24 protein-coding genes are annotated in these 20,159 nt (G+C 36.5%); 15 read left to right on the top strand and 9 right to left on the bottom strand.

Annotation, left to right across the window (positions count from 1 at the left end; genetic code table 11):
• Position 1: 1 nt before the first annotated feature.
• A complete protein-coding gene (locus ACG916_RS10215; RefSeq protein WP_419257949.1) occupies positions 2-601 on the top strand; it encodes an HNH endonuclease signature motif containing protein in 600 nt (199 codons plus the stop codon).
• The gene (locus tag ACG916_RS10210; RefSeq protein WP_154129732.1) at positions 602-889 is read left to right on the top strand and encodes a DNA-binding protein; all 288 of its coding nucleotides are present in this window, start codon (positions 602-604) and stop codon (positions 887-889) included.
• Here the strand turns inward: ACG916_RS10210 and ACG916_RS10205 are convergent.
• A complete protein-coding gene (locus tag ACG916_RS10205) occupies positions 886-1,905 on the bottom strand; it encodes a tyrosine-type recombinase/integrase (protein ID WP_419327514.1) in 1,020 nt (339 codons plus the stop codon). The genes ACG916_RS10210 and ACG916_RS10205 overlap by 4 nt on opposite strands.
• A 277-nt stretch (positions 1,906-2,182) precedes the next feature.
• On the opposite strand from ACG916_RS10205, the gene tusD reads away from it, so the two are divergent.
• The 4 genes from tusD (at position 2,183) to ACG916_RS10185 (ending at position 3,663) form a co-directional block, all read left to right on the top strand.
• Positions 2,183-2,551 (top strand): sulfurtransferase complex subunit TusD, encoded by a 369-nt coding sequence (tusD, locus tag ACG916_RS10200; RefSeq protein ID WP_004720599.1) that lies wholly within the window; start codon positions 2,183-2,185, stop codon positions 2,549-2,551.
• 43 nt (positions 2,552-2,594) lie between these two features.
• A complete protein-coding gene (locus ACG916_RS10195; protein ID WP_336951300.1) occupies positions 2,595-2,945 on the top strand; it encodes a hypothetical protein in 351 nt (116 codons plus the stop codon).
• Positions 2,946-2,965: 20 nt separating this feature from the next.
• On the top strand, positions 2,966-3,250 hold the full coding sequence (locus ACG916_RS10190) for a DsrH/TusB family sulfur metabolism protein (protein WP_239045683.1): 285 nt from the start codon (positions 2,966-2,968) through the stop codon (positions 3,248-3,250).
• Positions 3,251-3,351: 101 nt separating this feature from the next.
• Complete coding sequence (locus tag ACG916_RS10185) at positions 3,352-3,663, top strand: TusE/DsrC/DsvC family sulfur relay protein (RefSeq protein ID WP_004821403.1); 312 nt, start codon at positions 3,352-3,354, stop codon at positions 3,661-3,663.
• 88 nt (positions 3,664-3,751) lie between these two features.
• On the opposite strand, the gene ACG916_RS10180 is transcribed toward ACG916_RS10185, so the two are convergent.
• The 3 genes from ACG916_RS10180 to ACG916_RS10170 form a co-directional block, all read right to left on the bottom strand.
• A complete protein-coding gene (locus ACG916_RS10180; protein WP_327858607.1) occupies positions 3,752-5,050 on the bottom strand; it encodes a reprolysin-like metallopeptidase in 1,299 nt (432 codons plus the stop codon).
• 419 nt (positions 5,051-5,469) lie between these two features.
• A complete protein-coding gene (locus ACG916_RS10175) occupies positions 5,470-5,949 on the bottom strand; it encodes a winged helix-turn-helix transcriptional regulator (RefSeq protein WP_336951305.1) in 480 nt (159 codons plus the stop codon).
• Between the two features lie 250 nt (positions 5,950-6,199).
• Positions 6,200-7,417, bottom strand: coding sequence for an alkane 1-monooxygenase (locus ACG916_RS10170; protein WP_336951307.1), 1,218 nt, complete (start codon positions 7,415-7,417; stop codon positions 6,200-6,202).
• Between the two features lie 191 nt (positions 7,418-7,608).
• Between ACG916_RS10170 and ACG916_RS10165 the strand changes: the two genes are divergently transcribed.
• Complete coding sequence (locus ACG916_RS10165; protein WP_336951309.1) at positions 7,609-8,529, top strand: AraC family transcriptional regulator; 921 nt, start codon at positions 7,609-7,611, stop codon at positions 8,527-8,529.
• A gap of 115 nt (positions 8,530-8,644) precedes the next feature.
• On the opposite strand, the gene ACG916_RS10160 is transcribed toward ACG916_RS10165, so the two are convergent.
• The 3 genes from ACG916_RS10160 to ACG916_RS10150 form a co-directional block, all read right to left on the bottom strand.
• Positions 8,645-10,519 (bottom strand): SurA N-terminal domain-containing protein, encoded by a 1,875-nt coding sequence (locus tag ACG916_RS10160; RefSeq protein ID WP_419327512.1) that lies wholly within the window; start codon positions 10,517-10,519, stop codon positions 8,645-8,647.
• A 129-nt stretch (positions 10,520-10,648) separates the two neighbouring features.
• The gene (hbs, locus tag ACG916_RS10155) at positions 10,649-10,921 is read right to left on the bottom strand and encodes a non-specific DNA-binding protein Hbs (RefSeq protein ID WP_004720620.1); all 273 of its coding nucleotides are present in this window, start codon (positions 10,919-10,921) and stop codon (positions 10,649-10,651) included.
• Between the two features lie 160 nt (positions 10,922-11,081).
• On the bottom strand, positions 11,082-11,567 hold the full coding sequence (locus ACG916_RS10150; RefSeq protein ID WP_419327510.1) for a phasin family protein: 486 nt from the start codon (positions 11,565-11,567) through the stop codon (positions 11,082-11,084).
• 267 nt (positions 11,568-11,834) lie between these two features.
• On the opposite strand from ACG916_RS10150, the gene ACG916_RS10145 reads away from it, so the two are divergent.
• The 8 genes from ACG916_RS10145 to fdx all read left to right on the top strand — a co-directional run bounded on the left by ACG916_RS10145 (position 11,835) and on the right by fdx (position 18,089).
• Positions 11,835-12,488, top strand: coding sequence for a hypothetical protein (locus ACG916_RS10145; protein ID WP_336951315.1), 654 nt, complete (start codon positions 11,835-11,837; stop codon positions 12,486-12,488).
• A gap of 150 nt (positions 12,489-12,638) precedes the next feature.
• Positions 12,639-13,112 (top strand): Rrf2 family transcriptional regulator, encoded by a 474-nt coding sequence (locus ACG916_RS10140; RefSeq protein ID WP_336951317.1) that lies wholly within the window; start codon positions 12,639-12,641, stop codon positions 13,110-13,112.
• A 1-nt stretch (position 13,113) separates the two neighbouring features.
• On the top strand, positions 13,114-14,331 hold the full coding sequence (locus ACG916_RS10135) for an IscS subfamily cysteine desulfurase (protein ID WP_336951319.1): 1,218 nt from the start codon (positions 13,114-13,116) through the stop codon (positions 14,329-14,331).
• 110 nt (positions 14,332-14,441) lie between these two features.
• Positions 14,442-14,828: a Fe-S cluster assembly scaffold IscU gene (iscU, locus tag ACG916_RS10130; protein WP_004720629.1), complete on the top strand. Its 387-nt coding sequence runs from the start codon at positions 14,442-14,444 to the stop codon at positions 14,826-14,828.
• 45 nt (positions 14,829-14,873) lie between these two features.
• Entirely contained in the window at positions 14,874-15,194 is a 321-nt protein-coding gene (iscA, locus tag ACG916_RS10125) for an iron-sulfur cluster assembly protein IscA (protein ID WP_034610390.1), read from the top strand.
• A 100-nt stretch (positions 15,195-15,294) separates the two neighbouring features.
• The gene (gene hscB / locus ACG916_RS10120; protein WP_336951322.1) at positions 15,295-15,810 is read left to right on the top strand and encodes a Fe-S protein assembly co-chaperone HscB; all 516 of its coding nucleotides are present in this window, start codon (positions 15,295-15,297) and stop codon (positions 15,808-15,810) included.
• 65 nt (positions 15,811-15,875) lie between these two features.
• Complete coding sequence (gene hscA, locus ACG916_RS10115; RefSeq protein WP_419327508.1) at positions 15,876-17,735, top strand: Fe-S protein assembly chaperone HscA; 1,860 nt, start codon at positions 15,876-15,878, stop codon at positions 17,733-17,735.
• Positions 17,736-17,750: 15 nt separating this feature from the next.
• The gene (gene fdx, locus ACG916_RS10110; RefSeq protein ID WP_336951326.1) at positions 17,751-18,089 is read left to right on the top strand and encodes an ISC system 2Fe-2S type ferredoxin; all 339 of its coding nucleotides are present in this window, start codon (positions 17,751-17,753) and stop codon (positions 18,087-18,089) included.
• Positions 18,090-18,190: 101 nt separating this feature from the next.
• On the opposite strand, the gene ACG916_RS10105 is transcribed toward fdx, so the two are convergent.
• Positions 18,191-19,639 carry an adenylate/guanylate cyclase domain-containing protein gene (locus tag ACG916_RS10105; RefSeq protein WP_336951328.1) on the bottom strand — a complete coding sequence of 483 codons (1,449 nt, stop codon included), beginning with the start codon at positions 19,637-19,639 and terminating at the stop codon, positions 18,191-18,193.
• Between the two features lie 53 nt (positions 19,640-19,692).
• A complete protein-coding gene (locus ACG916_RS10100) occupies positions 19,693-20,127 on the bottom strand; it encodes an HIT domain-containing protein (RefSeq protein WP_336951330.1) in 435 nt (144 codons plus the stop codon).
• Positions 20,128-20,159: the final 32 nt, after the last annotated feature.

Below are 20,159 nucleotides of genomic sequence, written 5' to 3'. Positions count from 1 at the left end.
TATGTCAAAAGGTACTGCTATTAAATATACCCCAGCTCAATTGGATTTTATTAAATCAAATTGCATCTTGGGGCGAAAAGAGTTAACTGAAAAGACTAATGCTCTATTCGGTACATCTTTTACTGTTGATCAAATTAAATCCCTTTGTAAGAGAAAAAAATGGAGCACTGGCAGAACCGGTTGTTTCGAGAAAGGCTCTAAACCCTGGAATACCGGTACCAAGGGCCTTACTAAAGCTAATAAAACAAGTTTTAAAAAAGGTCGGCCAACTTGGAATGCTAAGCCCATCGGCTATGAAAGAATTTGCTCTAAAGATGGTTATGTCCTGGTTAAAACATCTGAGCCAAGCGTGTTTGAATTAAAACATAGAATAGTTTGGGAAAAGGAAAAAGGCCTTATTCCTGAGGGATATGTGGTGGCCTTTAAGAACCAGGATAAAACAGATTGTCGAATTGAAAATTTGATTCTAATGAGCAAGGCTGAAATGGTCAGATATAGTCAAAGCTATTATGAATTGGCTACACCAGATAGCAATGAATCTTGCCTATTAATGGCTAAGATCAAAAACTTGAAACATCAAATACATAAGCAGGTGGCCTGAATGGGTGCTATCAAATACATTATCACTGTCGAAAGTGATACCCCTCCGCAGGTAATGCTTGGTCAAAATATTGGTGGCGGGATTGTTAAAGAGTTGAAGGAAGTGGATGTTGAATTAGTTTCTGCAGCACAACTTGCCGAAAAATATAGTCTATCATCCACAACAATTAGAGAACGGCTTATCTCAATAGATCAAGGTACTCCAGGCAAGGCCTTGTATAATCCACGATTAGCCCATGATCTACTCACCACTAAAAATAAAAAAAGAGGCAGACCGAGAGCTAATTAGCTCTCACTGTCATTAAACATCTCTACTAGATCCTGTGCATCTGGATTGTAATAAGTGTTAATTAATATCCCGATTGTCTTATGCCCTGTGATCTTTGCTAAAACTTCTACTGGTAATTTACGAACCTTAACCATTCTTGTGATAGCTTCATGTCGAGAATCATGAAAGTTAATTTCAGGCAGCTTTGCTTTTTTCTTAACCCTCATCCACATGGCACAAAATATATTCTTATCAATAGGTAATAATTTATCATTTTCTGGAGGAAGCAATAAGAGCAAGCGCTTTGCTTCCTTGGATAGAGGCACGTTACGAGATTCACCATTTTTAGTCATCGGTAGATGAATAAAACCATCTCTTAGGTCTGCCCTGTGCATCGCCAATATTTCACCCTGCCTCATTGCTGTTTCAAGTGCAAATAAAAAAGCCCATGCGACATATTGTCTAGAATTAATTGGCATGGTTGAACCATCCCACTCCATCACTTTTAGTAAAGTATCTTGATGTTCAGGAGTAATTCTCTGATTTCGTGATTTTTCTTTACTAGGCATTGATACAGAGTGCCAAACGTTAGACTCAAGCAAAAACAACTCTTTCATTGCATATGTAAAAACTGCTGAATATATTGCATGCTCATTTCTTAAGGTAGCCACCTTAACTTCTTTCTTTCGATTATTGCGCCACTCTGCAATGTCGGCTGGCCTAAAGTCATAAATTGACTTGTCTGCAAGGTTTGGTGCGATATGATCTAAGTTTTTTAATTTAAAGTTTATAGTACGAGCCGATCGCATATGGCGACCATGTTCTTCATAATATTTATTACATAATAGTCGAAATGGATAAGCTGGTTTTATTCCTTGTTCAAGATTAGCCTTCCCTGTTTTAAGTTCAAGTAGTTTAAGGGATGCCCATTGTTCACATTCTTTTGCAGTATCTCTAGTTGCTGAGTATCTCTTATTATCAAAAGTTACAGTAATACGCCAACTTGATCCACGTTGTATTGGTTTTGGAAGTTTCATTGTTGGTGCAGATTTGGTGTAGATTTCATTTTATTCTATCAATTTTATGGGAAAAAGGAAGAAAATACAGGTTATTTCATGCAGATTATATAAAAGATATAGTGACTTAATAATTCCAAAAATCCAATAAGGTAATGTTTATAAAGATATTTTATTGAGTGATTTTTTTGATTTTAGAGAATATCATAAAAATGTCACCTAAAATCATTGTATACTACCTATCATTATCAAGTTTGAATGTTGCAAACTGTCCATTCTCCAAGTGAATCGCCATCAAATGAGTACTTTATTACTAATCACCGCAGCACCGACTTCAATCCATGCATGGCATGCATTGGGTTTAGCTCAAGCACTGCAAGCTGAAGATCAAGAATTTCGTGTTTTCTTTTATCAAGATGGTGTACAAGTTGCGAACAACTTGCAATGGGTTCCTGACGATCAACGTAATTTATCTGTAGAATGGCAAAAACTCTCAATTCGACTTCCTGTCTGTGTGAGTGCTGCATTAGCGCGGGGGATAACAGATCAAGAGAATGCCAAACGTCACCAAATTCCAGCCGATAATCTTGCAAAAGGTTTTGAGCTTGTGGGTTTAGGCGAACTTGCAGATGCTGTTCAATCTACAGATCGTATCATTCAATTCTAAGTTGATCATCCCATTAGCGTGTTGCATTTAAAAGGTAATTTGTGTGAATACTGTGCTCGTTGTGATAACTCAAGCAAATTTAAATACATTGCAGATACATGAAAGCTTGTCAGCAACCATGGTGCTTGCAACTTTTGGCTGTAAAGTCAAAGTGTTACTTAAAGACGCTGGATTAAGCCTACTTAAATCAGAAATGGCTTTTGACCAATTAAATCACGTATTTAAGCTTGCTTCGAATCTAGTCGATAGCTTTGAATTCTATGATTTAACACCAGTTTTAGTAGAAAATATGAATAAATCCTCGAATTTTGTTACTCAATCACAACAAGAGTTGAAATTTGTAGAACTGAATGCTGAATTTATTCAGTCTTTTGATCATGTGTTGTATTGGTAAGCTGTAGATGGAAAGTTCAAATGTCAGATAAAACACTTTATTTAATTCAATCTTCTTTTATACATACAGACCATATATTGAATCAGTTGGATCAACTGTATGGTTCTCATGATCACATTGTTTTAATGGGTGATGCGGTACTGTTTGCAGCAGATCAGCGCTTAACAAACAAACAGAATCTTTATCTTCTTGAAAATGATGCTGAGATTTTATCTGAATCCATTCCTGAAAATTTTAAATCAATTTCTTACCCACAATTTGCTCAGTTGGTTTTAGACTTTAGCCGTTGTATCAGTTTAAAATAGTGGGCTAGGTTGTCAATTATCTTCGATTTTTTAAAAATCAATCTTTGATGTTTTGTTGATCAAAAGTTACATTGTTTCAGTTGTTTTGTTTAGGTGGTTTTATGAGCTTTGAGTTAGACCAAGATGGTCATTTAGTAGATTACACCATTTGGAATGAACAGGTTGCCCAAGAGTTAGCACAAAGTTTAGATCTACAACTGACCCCATGGCATTTTGAAGTGTTGCATGCAGTACGTCAATTTTATACCCAGTTTGGCCACTCTCCTGCGACTCGTCCACTGATTAAATTTTTAATGAAAACGATCAACCCAGCAATTGATAATGCTGTTCTACAAGATAAGTTTAATACAGGACTGGTTGCCCGCCATTTAAGCCGTTTGGCGGGTATCCCTAAACCTGCAAATTGTTTGTGATCAATGCATAAAAATTGATTCGTTTAATTCAATATGAGATCAAACCCATCAATATAGCGAGTAAATATCTAAATTGGCGATAGCATAATTATTTCACTTTTTTCCTGAGAAAATCCCATTGGTATTTAAAAAAATATTTTAGTGTTTGATTTGGATTGACTGCAGTTTTATTTTTTAAATTTACGCCATCCGAATGATCATAATCTAAAAAATTAGCTGTAGTACCCTGTATAAATTGAAAGCTCGATCCTTTGGCTGTAATTTTCTGTGATTCAAACAAATGATCTAATCCAAAACGATGCCCTAATTCATGTACCACGACTTGATTAAATATATTTTGAGGACAGTTAAATAAAGTAACGCTGTCACCACCAGCACCAACTGCATTCTTTATTTCTACAGTTGTTACGAAAACATAATTTTTAGTCGCTAAGTTTTTATCTTGATATTTTTTATAAAACTTAGTTAAGTCACTTAAAAAATAACCCGTGTCATTTATATTTAATTTATTCAAAGATATATTAACATCATCGTCTTTGCTACGATATTTGTTTAAATCAAATGTTGGGGCATTTTTTATTTCTACATTAATTAAAGCTTGGTTAAATGAGTTATGCTTTAAAAAATTTTCATAATCATGTGAACGGCTTGGTTTTTTTCCATCAGTTATAACGTCTACAAAGATAACTGATATAGTAGGAATCACAGCATTATGATAAAGCATTAGCTTCCCAACTTTCTCTTGGGTCTCTCCTTTTATTGCTGTTACAATGATTTCTTCATGTTTTTGCAAAGCACCTGTGCACTTAATATTCACTATTTCTGAAGCTAGATAATAAATCTCTTCTTCTCTTTTAGTATCTTCGCCTAAATCTCGGGTCATTTTTTTGGCGTAAATAAAATCTTCGACACTGAACTCTGCTGGTTCAATAATAATATTCGGATTTGAAACTTCAAACTTAATCTTTGTTCCATCATTTTTTAATGAAAAATTATTTTCTGAATCTAATAGTCTCAACTCTAAATTAAGCCTAATCCCTTGATTGACAGAATTAGAACTATTGCTATCCTCTTGTGAGCTTGGGTAAATTGCTAACCATGCAGGGATATATTCTGTGCCAAATGGGCTAATTTTGGTAATTTGGTCTTGGGTATATGTCGCTTTTAATGATTGTATCGAACCACTAACTAAAGCAACTTTGTTTCCAAATTTTGTTGTTGCATTCGGTCTATAGTTGGTTAATTTTTTAAAGTATTCTGGTCTGTACCAATCAAAACCATAACTTCCATCATATATGTTATCTTCACATCTTCGAAAATGAATCGTAAACTTCTGTAGGCACGTATCACAGGTACTTCCGACTGTTGGGCTTGAACCAATTCCCATTCGATTACTCCATATTAAATATTTTATAAATTATTAAAATTTTGCATCAGTTAAATAAGTATATAAAAGTGAATGACTTGATCAAAATTATCTGTTTAAAAAATCGCTCAATTCGCTATCAAGCAATAAACCTTATTTTCTAAACTAGGATTACAGTTACTGTTTTTCATACTTTTACTTATTATTTTAAATTATATTTTTTTTAAATTGAACAATCACATATTTTATATCTTGTTAACAAAAATTAAAAACAATATCAGTAATTAAAATTTCAAATTACTTGCTACGCTTCATCTAAACATTTTCACAAACACTAAAAATAATAAGTGCACATGTCTTTAGATTTTTATGATTTTTACCAACAACTTAATCTAAAATCAATTCATGATAAATATTAAAAATCATCTAAGGAATAGCAATCAAGCTAATTTTTTCTGCGCTAAGTATTGGAAAAACGCAGACGTAACGATTGGCTTCACCTGTCTCGCATTCACAGCCTGCTGACATTCTGAACATACCAATATCGGAGTAAACTCATGTCCACAGACGCTATGTTGATACACCATAGGCGCACCCAGCCCCTCATCCATCCATTTATCCGCCCATGCCACCATGGTTAATAAAATAGGATATAGATCTAAACCCTTATCAGTTAAGCGATATTCATAACGCTCTTGTCGATCTACATAAGCCACTTTAACCAATATTTCATGCTCAACCAAACGTTTTAGGCGTTCAGACAATACATGTCTTGTCACACCTAAATTTTCTTGAAAATCATCAAAACGACGTAAACCCATAAAAGCATTACGTAAAATAAGCATGGTCCATCGATCACCCAATACAGATAATGTACGCGCAATTGAACACGGTTGATTGCCTATTTCTTCCCATTTCATACGAAGTTCCAAATTACATTTGTAAATTTAAAATACCATTAATGAATACTATGAAATAAACAGAAAAAGAAAGATAGTATTTCAGGGATTTTTTTTGCATTCATTGAAATTGAGTTACAAGTGCTTATGCTTTAACAAGGATGACTCACAACTAAAAGTAGCGTTAGTCAACATTTAAAATGCTGGGATATTTTTTAATGCTCAAAAACAATAAAAGCCCAATTCTGGGCTTTTATCTTAAAATTAAATTTTATTTATTCAACAATTTGTCCACGACCCCAAATTTTTTGAAAATGTTTGCTCGGCGTTTTGGATAAATACTGGCCTTATTTAAATCACCCTTGTAATGATCAAATACCCGCTTATCCATGATTTTAAACCACCACGACGGGATCATCGCTGGCAACAGCATACTTGCATAACCGCTTGGCAATTCAGGTGCTTCATCAAAGTGACGTAACGCTTGGAATGGGCGTGTCGGAAAGGCATGATGGTCTGAATGACGTTGTAACTGATACAAGAATAAATTCGTTACGATGTTATTATTGTTCCAACTATGCTCAGGCATTGTGCGTTCATATTTGCCATTTTCATCTTTTTGGCGCAACAAACCATAATGCTCAATATAATTAATGATCTCGAACAACGTAATACTATAAGCTGATTGAGTTACCAAATAAGGCAAAATACCTTTACCGAATAACCCAACCATAGATGAATGGAATGCTGCGGTCATTGTCCAGCCTTGCAATAACTCATTATCTTTAGACCAAAATCCAAGGCCCTTACGTTTAAGACGATTGGTTTCAATTTCAATCGCTGATTTAAATGAACCAATGACGGTACGTGGTAAAAACTCATAAAGCGTTTCACCCATTTGCGATGAAGCTGGATCTTCAGGTGTAGCAGCGCGTTTATGGTGTCCATAAGGATGTTCGATACGGAAATGGTTATAACCTGATGGAACCAATGCTAAATGCGATAAAATATGATCCATACGGTCATGCTTATGGCTTAACTCATGTGCTGTGTTAATAGCAATACCATTAATTGCACCCATTGAGACACCAAGCAAAATCTTATCTAAAAGAGATGTTTGTTTACGTCCAACCAAATAACATGCATAAACATTGGCGACATATTGGATCGGAATAAAGGATTTGACCAAACGTGAATAATACGGATCTTGCTCAAGTAATTTTACATCTTCACTGGTCGGATTGTTTTTATCCTTACCAATCAATGAATCTATGGCTGGAATAATCACATGCAGTACAAGTGGCCCACCCAATGCAAAAACTTTTTTCAGTGGCTTAGGTGCAACATGATATCCCGCTAAAATTCCTAACCCAATCACGGGAAGTGATGGGCTAATCATCCAAAGATAACGCTTTTTATCAAGTGCCAAACCTGACTTTGGTTTTAATTCTTGCAATTGCTGCTCTGTCAGTTGAACTGGTGCATTCATGGCTATATCTTCCCTATCTTTCTACTTAGTTATATATTTATGTAAAATTCAACTTAAAGACAGTTGTAAGCGTCCATAAAACCTATGAAAAAGTCTTTGGCATCTTCAACATAGAGTTTGTCCTTTGCGCACATGTTTTAATAGCATGAAACATTTTTATTATTTGAGAACAGGAAATTTGAACTGAATCTATGGATGCTTTAAGTAAAATTTTTGATGATATTCATCTCAACCATTCAGAATATATTTACCTTCAAGCTCAAGGTGATTGGTCATTTCAGAGCCCAAAACAAGATGCCGTGATCGCGCATATTGTTTTGTATGGAAATGCTTATTTAGAATTTTCACCCAAAATGAATGTTGCACTACAAACCGGTGATATGTTTTTAATTCCAGCAGGTTTAGCACATACTGTAAAAAATCACTTAGACACGCAGTTGGTTAAAAGCCTAAATATAGAATCACTCTTTGATGGATTAAGACAAGACGCAATTGAATTTGGTCAAGGAAGTTCTGAGAAGACATTAATCCTCTCTGTACGTTGCCATATGAATGCAATCATGGCTCGCCCATTGATCAATGCACTCCCACCATATTTGCATATTCAAAATGCCTTGAGTGATGAGGCGCCTGAATGGCTTAAAATTGGATTATATTTTGTTTCTGCTGAAACGCGTAGAACTATAGCGGGAAAAAATAAAATTATGGATCATGTCGTCAGTATTTTGATGATTGAGTGTGTGCGTGACTATATTGAGCAAATGCAAGATCACAATAACTGGTTAAATGCCCTCGTACATCCAGAACTTTCAAATGCACTAGCAGCCATCCACAGTCGCCCAGAACAGAGTTGGACCGTAGAAAGCTTAGCTGAAACTTGTTGTATGTCACGTTCTAAATTTGCCAGCTTATTTAATCAAATTATTGGTGAAACACCTTTAGCTTATTTGCAACAGCATCGCTTACGTCTTGCCAGTCAGTTGATCAAACAAGGACAACTGCCTATTCAACAGATTGCCCACCAAGTGGGATATTCATCTGAAACTGCATTTAGCCAGGCGTTTAAGAAACAATTTGAACTTAGCCCAAGCCAATATCGCAATCAGATCTAAAAAAGATTAAAGACATACGCTAATCAGATCTGACTGATATAGCTCCTGTACTAATTTTATATTTAATTTCACATAAAAAAAGCGCCGAGGCGCTTTTTTTATCCAAGAAGATCAATTATTTAATTTTTGCTTGTGATTTTAAATAACGCGAATAATCATCTAATAATTGTTCACCACGGAACTTCTGATACATTTGCGTAAGTTGTTGAATTTCAGCTGGATCCATCTGAGCAGTGTCTACTTTTTTCACATTCGCTACAGCCACAACAACTAACTCATTTGGTAGCTTGGCAGTGCTGACAGACCACATGCCTGCTTTAGGTACTGGCTGGCTAAAGGCAACACGCTCGATCTCACGCTTAAGGCCTTGTGAACGCGTAAATGTTCCCGCATGGACAAAATTAGATTGGTATTTCGCAGTAACTTCTTGAGCTGGTAATTTTTTGAAATCCGCAATCATGGCATTTAATTTTGCATGGGCAGCATCGAACGCTTTTTGTTCAATCAATTGTGCTTTTACACGTGCAGTTGCTTGCGCTAGAGGTTGTATACCTGCTGGGTGATACTTACGAACTTTAACCCATACCACATCGCCGTTGGCAGTTTGGATGTTACTTGAAGCCGTCGTATTTCCGCTTTTCACATCTTCATTAAATAATTTAGATTTAACAGCAGGATCAGCAAGAACTGGATTGGTTGTCGTTAAATTCACATTATTCGCAGATTGAATTTGAACTGTCTTAACTGCTTGTGAAACTACATCCAATGCATCACTGTTAACCACTTGCTCATTTAAACTATTTACAGTATCAGAGAAATAGTTAGCAGATTTATTCTTTAAAACCTCAGCAGTCAATTCAGCTTTTTTTGAATCAAACGATGGTACTGAATCTACGGGTGTATTCACTTCAATCAAGTGATAACCGAATTGAGTTTTAACAGGCTTAGAGACTTGACCATTGCTTGTTGAATTCACAGCTTTATCAAAATCATCACCAAAGGCACCTGGCGCATAGGCAGCAAGTGCACCACCTTTCGCCTTAGAATCAGGATCTTCTGAATATTGCGCAGCAGCTTGAGCAAATGACATACCTGCCTGAATTTTTGCATACACTTCATTTGCAAGTGTCGCAGCTTGCTCAGGCGTACGAGAATCAGTTGTAATCAGGATATGTTTAACATCTCGTTTCAAACCTTGCTTATATTTTTCTGTAAACTGTGAATATGCCTGTTGTAATTCAGCATCAGTCACTGCAGCATTTGGCTGTGTCAATGCCGCAGGGCTTAACACCACATAATCCACATCCACTGAAGCAACTTGTTTGAACTTATTTTGATGCTTGTTGTAATAATCAGTAATTTCCTGATTGGTCACATTAACGTTGGTTTTATAGTCATCAAGTTTAACGCTTGATAAAAATAATTCACGTTGTTCAGATTGCAGATTGGCAATTTGCTGGATATCTAATTTACTAATCAATGCATTATCTGAAATTGTAGAACTTAGAATGCTTAAAGCAAAATCTTGGCGAATATTTTGGATAAATGCTTGGCTTGTTAAACCCTGTGAACGTAAATAGTTTGCATACAATGTATTGGAAAACTTACCATTTTCCTGAAAGGCAGGAATTTGCGCAATTTTCTGTTCAATTTGAGCATCGCTCAAAGTCACACCCAATTTATCAGCTTGCTGTCTTAAAAGACTTTGGCTAATCAGATAATCAAGTGCTTTATTTGCAATAAATTCTTTATTCAATAATGATTCATCCCCATGAACAGCAGGATTTGCCAATAATTGATCTGTATAGCCTTTTGTAACCGTTTCTAACTCTTTTTTAGAAATATCTTGACCATTAACAGTTTTAGCTACGTCTGCTTTTTGCCCACCGCTGAAATAGCCTTCAATACCAACCACAGCAAATGGCGCTAAAAATAACACAAGGAGAACTTTACCAAACCAGCCCCTTATGAGAGTGCGAAACGATTCCATGAGTATTCCAATATTATATTTCGTAAGGATTCTAACTGAAATTGTGAAATGAATGAACGAGCAATCACTGATAATTTAATATATTTCATAAAAAACGCGCCACGAAGGCGCGCTTTCAATAAGCTCAGATTAAGCTACTGAGTCTTTTAAGCCTTTACCAGCTTTAAAGCTAGGTACTTTGCTTGCTTTAATCTGAAGCTCTTCACCAGTTTTAGGGTTACGGCCAGTACGAGCAGCACGGTCTTTAACACTGAATGTGCCAAAGCCGACTAAAGTCACTGTATCGCCTTTTTTAAGCGCTTCACCAATTGAAGCAATAGTCGCATCTAATGCTTTACCAGCATCGGATTTTGACAATCCCCCTTTTTCTGCAATCGCATCGATTAATTCTGATTTATTCATGAAGATTACGTCCTCTTATATCGTTTGTTTAAGTTCCAAGGCTGTAGATCAAAGGCCATGACGACTTTATAGCAATGCTTTGGGGGGAAACGCAAGACTCCAAACCCGCTTTTCACAAAAATTACGACTAAAATTTACGATTTTTTTGGATTAAAGGTAATTATTTCATTTTTTTTAGCAATTGTTCACGTAAGTTTTGGTTATCTTCTGCTAGCGCATCAACCTTATTGTGGAGTTCCAGTATCAAACTTTCCAAATGCTGAAGATCTTTCGCAGTTACCAAACCGATTCTATTTAATGAATGATTTACACTCTGATCTAAAAGCTTTTCAACCTTATCTTTGGTTTCTGCAACAGATTCTTTGGTTTTTTCAGTTACTTTATTGACTGTTTGATCAGTGACTTCAACTGTCTTGGACTCCAGCTCCTCCCCCACTTTGACTAAGGAATCGAATAGTTTGTTGCCCTCTTCTTCCGCTCTTGAGAACGCTCCCAATCCAGCCAACCAGATTTGTTTTGTATATTTTCTGAAATCTAATGCTGACTTTTTATGATTTCTAGGCTTTATTTGAGATTCATTAAATTCATTTTGATCTTGGTAAAGATCAGGTTGTTCCTTGTTACTCTTTTTCATATCTTGCTCCATTTACCCCAAACTCCAGCGTGTAATGACCCATATGACCAAATTAGGTAGAAAATATTGCTATATTATCAAATAAAACTATTGAACCTTTTGCTAAACTGTTCTACAAAGCAAAGTAATTGTTTTTAATGTTAAGGAACACTTGGCAATTCGACAATGCTTATTAAGATAATTTTTATATCATTGTTGAAATATTGTGTTTCATGTCATGGATGAGATTGTTTTATTTTTTAGAGATCGGACTCTCTGTTTTTGCTATAGGAATTTTTTATGAATGAATCGCAACAAAAGCAAGGTCATTCTCGTTTGTTGCTAAACATTGTCATGATTATATTGGAAACCATTTATTCTTTTGTATTAAAGCATGATCGTGTTGTTCGCTTACAGGCAAAAAAATTCGTCGAACAGCAGATTACAATTAAAATGAATAGCTATATTCCTTATTTTGACTTTTATGTTCAATTTACAGATCGTGGTATTCTTTTTGATTTACAGCCTCCAGAAAAAGCCATTGACCTTTCTGTGAGTAGTACACTTATCGATTTCATCCAAATATTTGTCTTTGCTAATCGTCGTAGCATGAAAAAAATGCGCCTGGATGGCGATAACCTCCTCAAGGAACAGTTTCGTGATCTCGTTGTACACTTAACTGCACCTAAATTGCTTTCAGACTGGAAGCAATGGCTAACCAATCCAGATGATGATAGCCAGACAAAAGCATCAAAAAAACGCATTGCTCCTTTGCTTGAAAAGATTGATCAGCAACGTTCTAAGATCAATACACTTCAAGTTGAAGTAAAACAATATCAAAATCGTGTTAAACGCTTGCAGCTCAACCAACAACGTTTATATACGGCTTTAGGCGTATTGGGCTTTCTATTTATAGCATTAGTCGTGTATAATCTTTGGCAAATATTTTCATAAAACTTGAACAAAAATTGAAATTTACCCGCATTTTTTGTTCAAGTAATAAATTCTGACTAAATTAGTCAGAATTAAAATTAAAAATACTTGACTATTTTAGTCAGGATTCATAAAATTCATACATCTAGTCTAAAACATGTGTATCGAATCATGCGCCTAACTACTCGCGGTCGCTATGCAGTGACTGCACTACTTGACTTAGCACTGCAGCCACCTGAACAAACGATTACGCTTGCAGAAATTGCAAACCGCCAAACGATATCTGTCGCTTATCTTGAACAATTGTTCGCTAAGCTTAAGCGTCACGGCTTAGTTTCAAGTGTTCGTGGAGCAAATGGCGGTTATCACTTAGCGCGCCATGCTGAAGAAATTACTGTCTTAGAAATTATTGAAGCTGTAAATGAAACTGTCGATGCGACACGTTGTGACCACAAAGGCAATTGCCAAAATGGTGCAATGTGTTTAACTCACGATTTATGGCAAGAACTCTCTCTCCATATTGCCGATTATTTAGCTAAAATCACCCTTGCGGATTTAGTCGCTCGTGACAATGTACAAACCGTTGCGGTCCGTCAAAATTCAGCACCTCTTGATTCAGCCCTTTTATCGGTTACAGGTATTTGACATGAAACGTCCGATTTATCTTGACTATGCAGCAACTACGCCTGTTGATCCTCAAGTAGCAGAACGCATGATGGAGTGTTTAACCTTTGATGGTACATTCGGTAATCCTGCTTCTCGCTCACATGCTTATGGATGGCAAGCTGAAGAAAAAGTTGAATATGCACGTGAACAAGTCGCAAATTTAGTAAAAGCTGATCCACGCGAAATTGTATGGACTTCAGGTGCTACTGAATCTGATAACCTTGCCCTTAAAGGTGTTGCTCAGTTTTATGGTTCTAAACGCAAACACATCATCACAAGTAAAATTGAACATAAAGCAATTTTAGATACTTGTCGTGAATTAGAAGAAGAAGGTTTTGAGATTACTTATCTTGAACCTGAACCTAAAACCGGTTTAATTACACCAGAAATGGTTCAAGCTGAACTTCGTCCAGATACGCTACTTGTTTCATTGATGATGGTGAACAATGAAATTGGTACTGTGACAGATGTTGCTGCAATTGGTGAGTTAACACGTGCCAATAAAACTTATTTCCATGTAGATGCAGCACAAGCTGCGGGTAAAGTTGAAATCGATCTTTCTACCATGAAAGTTGATTTGATGAGCTTCTCAGGTCATAAGGTTTATGGACCTAAAGGTATTGGTGCTTTATTTGTACGCCGTAGCCCACGTGTTCGTATCAAAGCACAAATTCATGGTGGTGGCCATGAACGCGGTATGCGCTCAGGTACACTTGCAACCCATCAAATCGTCGGTATGGGTGAAGCATTTGAACTTGCTGGAAAATCTTTACAAGCTGAACAAACACGTTTACGTGTACTGCGTGACAAACTTTGGAACGGTTTACAGGATTTAGAACAAGTCTTCTTAAATGGCCACCCTGTATACAATGTTGCAAACTACTTAAATGTTAGTTTCAACTTTGTTGAAGGTGAATCATTGATGATGGCGTTAAAAGATGCTGCTGTATCTTCTGGTTCAGCATGTACATCCGCAACACTTGAACCTTCTTACGTACTTCGTGCCCTCGGCCTTTCTGACGAGTTAGCACATAGTTCAATTCGTTTTAGCTTTGGTCACTATACGACTGAAGAAGACATTGATCATGTAATTAAGATTACTAAAGCTGCTGTTGAGAAATTGCGTGAGCTTTCTCCGCTTTGGGATATGTACAAAGAAGGGATCGACTTAAGTTCAGTTGAATGGGCTGAACATTAAGTTCCTTGAAATCAAAACGCGGCATTTTATTGAAAATCAGTAAAATGCCACCAAATTAGATTGTAGAAATACATATTATCAACGCTGACCCCGAGGTTTGGAGAAGCAACATGGCTTATAGCGAAAAAGTAATAGATCATTACGAAAATCCTCGTAATGTAGGTGTTTTGGATAAAAATGCAGAAAATGTTGGTACAGGCATGGTGGGTGCACCTGCATGTGGTGATGTAATGCGTTTACAAATCCAAGTGAATGACAGTGGTGTAATTGAAGAAGCTCGCTTTAAAACTTATGGCTGTGGCTCAGCAATTGCGTCTAGTTCACTCGTAACTGAATGGTTAAAAGGTAAAACGCTTGACGAAGCACAGGCGATTAAGAACATCGATATCGCAACTGAACTTGCACTTCCTCCTGTAAAAGTACACTGTTCTGTGCTTGCAGAAGACGCAATTAAAGCTGCTGTTGAAGATTACCGTAGCAAGAAAACTAAAGCCTAGTATCTGTTCGTCAAATTTAGCAGATGATTTTTTAACGGAGTTTTCATGATCAATCTAACTGAAAATGCTGCAACTCATATCAGCAATTACTTAAAGAATCGCGGTAAGGGTGAAGGTATTCGTCTTGGTGTGAAAACTTCAGGCTGTTCTGGCTTAGCTTATGTACTTGAGTTTGTTGATGATATCGATACGCATGATCAAATGTTCGAACAGTTTGGTGTAAAAGTTTTTGTAGATCCAAAAAGTTTGGTTTATCTCGATGGTATGGAAATGGACTATGTTAAAAATGGTCTAAATGAAGGCTTCGAGTTTAACAACCCAAATAAAAAAGGTGAATGTGGCTGTGGTGAATCTTTCACTGTATAATCCGCCCTGCTTTTTCTCATGTTAAAACAGTGTCTTGCACTGTTTTAATCACATTTAATTACACCGTTTTCCTGTAAAACATCGTGGATGAGTATCCCCCATGAGTCATTTTGAGTTGTTCGATCTCCCAGAAGCACTCGATATTGATTTAGCGATATTAAAAGCTAATTTCCTAAAACTACAACAGCAATATCATCCTGATAAAGCTGAAAATAAAGACAAAGCTTTGATTAAATCAAGTGAAATTAATCAGGCATATAAAACTTTATCCAATGTAGACAGTCGTGCTGCTTATCTACTTTCACTCAAAAAGCAAGATCACCACTTAGATCAATCGATTAGTGATTTTGAGTTCCTTCAGTCTGCTTTAGAAATTCGTGAGCAGCTTGATGAAGCAACTAATACCGAACAGTTGCATTCTTTAAAAAAAGAAGTGCGACAATGGATTGATGGCTTAGTTCGTGAATTCAAAATTGATTTTGAGGATGAAGATTGGGCTGAAGCGCGTGACACTGTGCGAAAGTTACGCTTTTTTCAAAAAGTCATGAATGATATCGATAAAGCTGAAGATCAGCTTTTAGATGATGAAGATTTTAATTTAGATGATGATTTCTAAATTTTAGCTTTGAATATATGTTTTAACCGAATTTGTTTTTAGTATTTATTTTAAGGATGTGACAAATGGCACTCTTGCAAATTGCTGAACCAGGACAATCAAGTGCGCCACACGAACACCGTATTGCAATTGGTATCGACTTAGGGACAACCCATTCTCTAGTTGCTACGGTATTATCAGGCAAAGCCAAAGTGCTGAACGATGAGCAAGGTCGTGTGTTACTTCCTTCTATTGTACATTATTCTAAAAATTCAACCGAATACGGCGATGCAGCAAAACCATTCATCACTGCTGACCCTAAAAATACCATTGTTTCTGTTAAGCGCTTTATGGGCCGTTCCAAAGCGGATGTTAAATTTCAACATCCATACACACTTGTTGGTGCTGAAAATGAAATGCCAGCTTTTGAAACAGCTCAGGGGCGTAAAACACCAGTAGAAATCTCCGCAGAAATTTTAAAACAACTTAAAGACCGCGCTGAACAAAGCTTAAGCAACCCTGTAAATGGGGCTGTTATTACTGTTCCTGCTTACTTTGATGAAGCACAACGTCAAGCTACACGAGATGCAGCTGAGCTTGCTGGTTTAAATATATTACGCCTACTCAATGAACCAACAGCTGCGGCTGTTGCATATGGCTTGGATCAAGAGAGTAACCTAACAACAGATCGTAACTATGTCATTTATGATTTAGGTGGCGGTACATTTGATGTGTCTATTTTACGCTTTTCTCAAGGTGTGTTTGAAGTTTTAGCCACAGGCGGTCATACAGCACTGGGCGGCGATGACTTAGATCGTCTTATTGTTAAGTGGGCAAAAAAACAACTCAATATTGAAGTTTTAGATGATGCAGAATATGCGCACTTTATTGTTTCTGCACGCAAAGCCAAAGAAGCATTAAGTGATGCAACATCGGTTGATATTAAAGTTCTGACACATCACCTCACTTTAGATCGCACAACATTTGAAGAAATCATTCAAGTGGCATTAGATAAAACGATCAATGTATGTAAACGTGTCATGCGTGATGCAAAACTTGAACTCGATGATATTCAAAATGTAGTTCTTGTTGGTGGATCAACCCGCTCTTATGCTGTACAGAAAGTCGTGCGTGAAGTATTTAAGCAAGAGCCACTTTGTACTATTAATCCTGATGAAGTTGTAGCGATTGGCGCTGCCATCACTGCAAATCAGCTCATTGGGAACTCTAAAGATGGCTCATTACTTTTAGATGTTACTCCGCTGTCATTAGGTTTAGAAACCATGGGTGGTTTGATTGAACGTTTAATTTCACGTAATACAGCAATTCCTGTTGCACGTCGTCAAGAATTCACCACATATCAAGATGGTCAAACTGCGATGTTAATCCATGTCTTGCAAGGTGAACGTGACTTAGTTGAACATTGCCGAAGCTTAGGCCGTTTTGTATTGCATGGTATTCCACCAATGACTGCGGGTCAGGCACGTATTGAAGTTACTTTTCAAGTCGATGCTGATGGTTTACTTACTGTTTCGGCCAAAGAAACCACATCAGGGGTCAATGCTCAAATCGACATTAAACCTTCTTATGGTTTATCTGAGACAGATACTGAACGTTTACTTTTAGACGGTTATAAATTTGCTGAAGAAGATAAAAATCTTCGCCATCTCAATGAAACCAAAGTTGAAGCTCAACGTGAACTTGAAGCTTTAACACAAGCGTTAAAGGTGGATTCTAAACTTCTCAGCACTGAACAACTGACTGCGCTCACTCAAGCGGCTGAAGCCTTAAAAACTGAGCTTGAAACGAACGATATCAAATTAATTGAACATGCTGTTGAACAGTTAAAAACTTATAGCGATGCCTTTGCAGCAGAACGTATGAATCAACACATTGATCATGCACTCAAAGGCACCAAACTTGATGATTGGTCTAACTCAAACTAATTTAAGGTAACGACTATGCCACGTATTAAAGTACTACCTCATGCAACGATTTGTCCAAACGGTGCTGAGTTTGAAGTTAAACCAAATGCCAATCTATGTCAAAGCCTGCTTGATAATGGTATTAAAATCGAACATGCCTGTGACATGTCTAAAGCATGTACCACTTGCCATGTAATCGTACGCAAAGGCTTTGATGAGCTTGAAGAAATGGATGATATTGAAGCCGATTTACTCGATCGCGCTTGGGGCTTAGAACCCGATTCGCGTCTGTCTTGCCAAGTTAAAATTACTGATGAAGATATGGAAGTTGAAATTCCAAAGTATACGATTAACCATGCTTCTGAAAACCACTAAGTTGCTTTTCATATAGACATAAAAAACCACTCTTTATGAGTGGTTTTTTATGTCTAAGCAATTTTTAATGGCTTAGGCATTTCATTTAATATTTAATAATTTTACAAATAATTTGAGTTCACTTCATCTTCAATATTAAGCTTTGCAACGCCTTGAGAGTTGGTAAGTTTTTGCTGAACCTTAATCCGTTCTACCATTTTTTCTAATACTTCAACCAGCTCAGGATATTCAAAGTTTTGTACTTCTTCTAAATTCAGCACTAGGTGGAAGCCTTTATACTCATAATCAAACCATTGCTGATTTTCATTCTTGGTTGCAGAGTATTTTTCCATCACTTGCCAAGTACGCACCTTACCTTGAATCCCTTTCAGCTCAATCGGAGTTTTTGGTGCACAAAGATAATCATTTTTAATCAGCTTATAGGTTTCGTCTGAAACCAAAATTTCATCTATATCCGCAGCATATTGCAAACGCGCTGCTAAATTAGCATCTCGACCAACAATGGTATAGGCCATGCGATGTACAGCACCATAGTTTCCGACGTGACAATAACCTGTACTTACCCCCATTCGAATATGTAAAGCTGCATAGCCCATTTTCACCCAACGTTCACGAAGAAATTTCATCTGCTGACGCATTGCAATTGCCATATCAATACAGTTTTTCGCATCCTGCTCTACCCCTTGTGAATCAGGATCGCCAAAGAAAATCAGGATTGCATCCCCCATAAACTTATCAATGGTTGCACCATATTGCTTGGCAATTTCAGTCATATGACTTAAATAATCATTTAATACAAAGGCCAAATCATCTGGAATCAAAGTTTCTGATAGCTCAGTAAATCCTTGAATATCAGAAAAGAAAACTGTAATTTTTTTACGTTTATATTCAATTTTTGCTTCAGTATCGCCGCGCATAATCGCTTGCCAAAGCTGTAATGGCGCATAACGACTGAGTTGATTTGACAACTCAATATAGCGATTCATTTCATTAAAATAGGTGTTTTTCTTTGTTTCTACACTTTTGATACGACGATTTTGATAATAATTTCCAATATTTACAAACAAGATGATACTAATAAAAGAAAGAACGGATAGTTCAGGGCTAGTTTGCTGAAAATAATCATAAAAACCAAAGATAAAAATAATATTGGTATAAAACACAACAAAGGCAATTAAAATTGCCAGAGAGCCCATCATAAAAGAAATTTTATTATTAATCGCAGTATAAATCAGGGCAAATAACAATACAAAAGTCACCACCAGACTTAAATGAACAGCAGCCAATGCTGTAGAAACAACAATGATATCAATTAAAAAATAGACATTTTTTCGAATTTTAGAACCATATGAATATTCCAGCCAGCGTGATAACTTAGGACTGATAATAAAAATAAAGCCAATGAAAAAAGGCACGTAAAATTGATAACTTGCAATTGGGGAAGTGAAATAATAAACCATAACCAACAAAGCAATGATTAAGTACCCCATAAATCGCTGGAATATTTCAAATTGCTTTGGTTCTTTATCTAACATACGTTCAAATGGCAAAATATTTTACCTCGAATGTCATTTTATTAAACACTTCCTTGTGCTGTTTACACTTAATCCATACGCCAATCGAATGGCATATCACCTTGGCCACGTAACGCCAACATTAACGTTTGACGCATATGTGCTAACACTTCATTGCTATAAGGAACTGCTTGCAGACCAAATACAGGCTTAGGCCAAGCTACATCATTCTGATAACGAACTACATGATGAAAATGTAATTGTGGCACCATATTTCCAAGTGCTGCGACATTCATTTTATCTGCACGAAAAACACGAGACAACTGGCTAGATAACCAGCTAGATTCTCGTAAAAACTGCTCTTGGTCAGCTTGACTTAGTTCATATAACTCAGTGATACCAGGAACACGTGGAATAAGAATTAGCCACGGAAATTGCATATCATTCATTAAACGACATGTTGAAAGCGGAAAATCGCCTACAAAAAAAGTATCTTGAGCAAGTTGTGGATGCAAACTAAACATATCTTTATAAATGACGCAAAATTAAAAGGATG

This window comes from Acinetobacter legionensis, from assembly GCF_048552295.1.
Taxonomy (GTDB): Bacteria; Pseudomonadota; Gammaproteobacteria; order Pseudomonadales; family Moraxellaceae; genus Acinetobacter.
The sequence above is the reverse complement of the archived record's forward strand: the minus strand, read 5'-3'. Positions and strand labels throughout refer to the sequence as shown.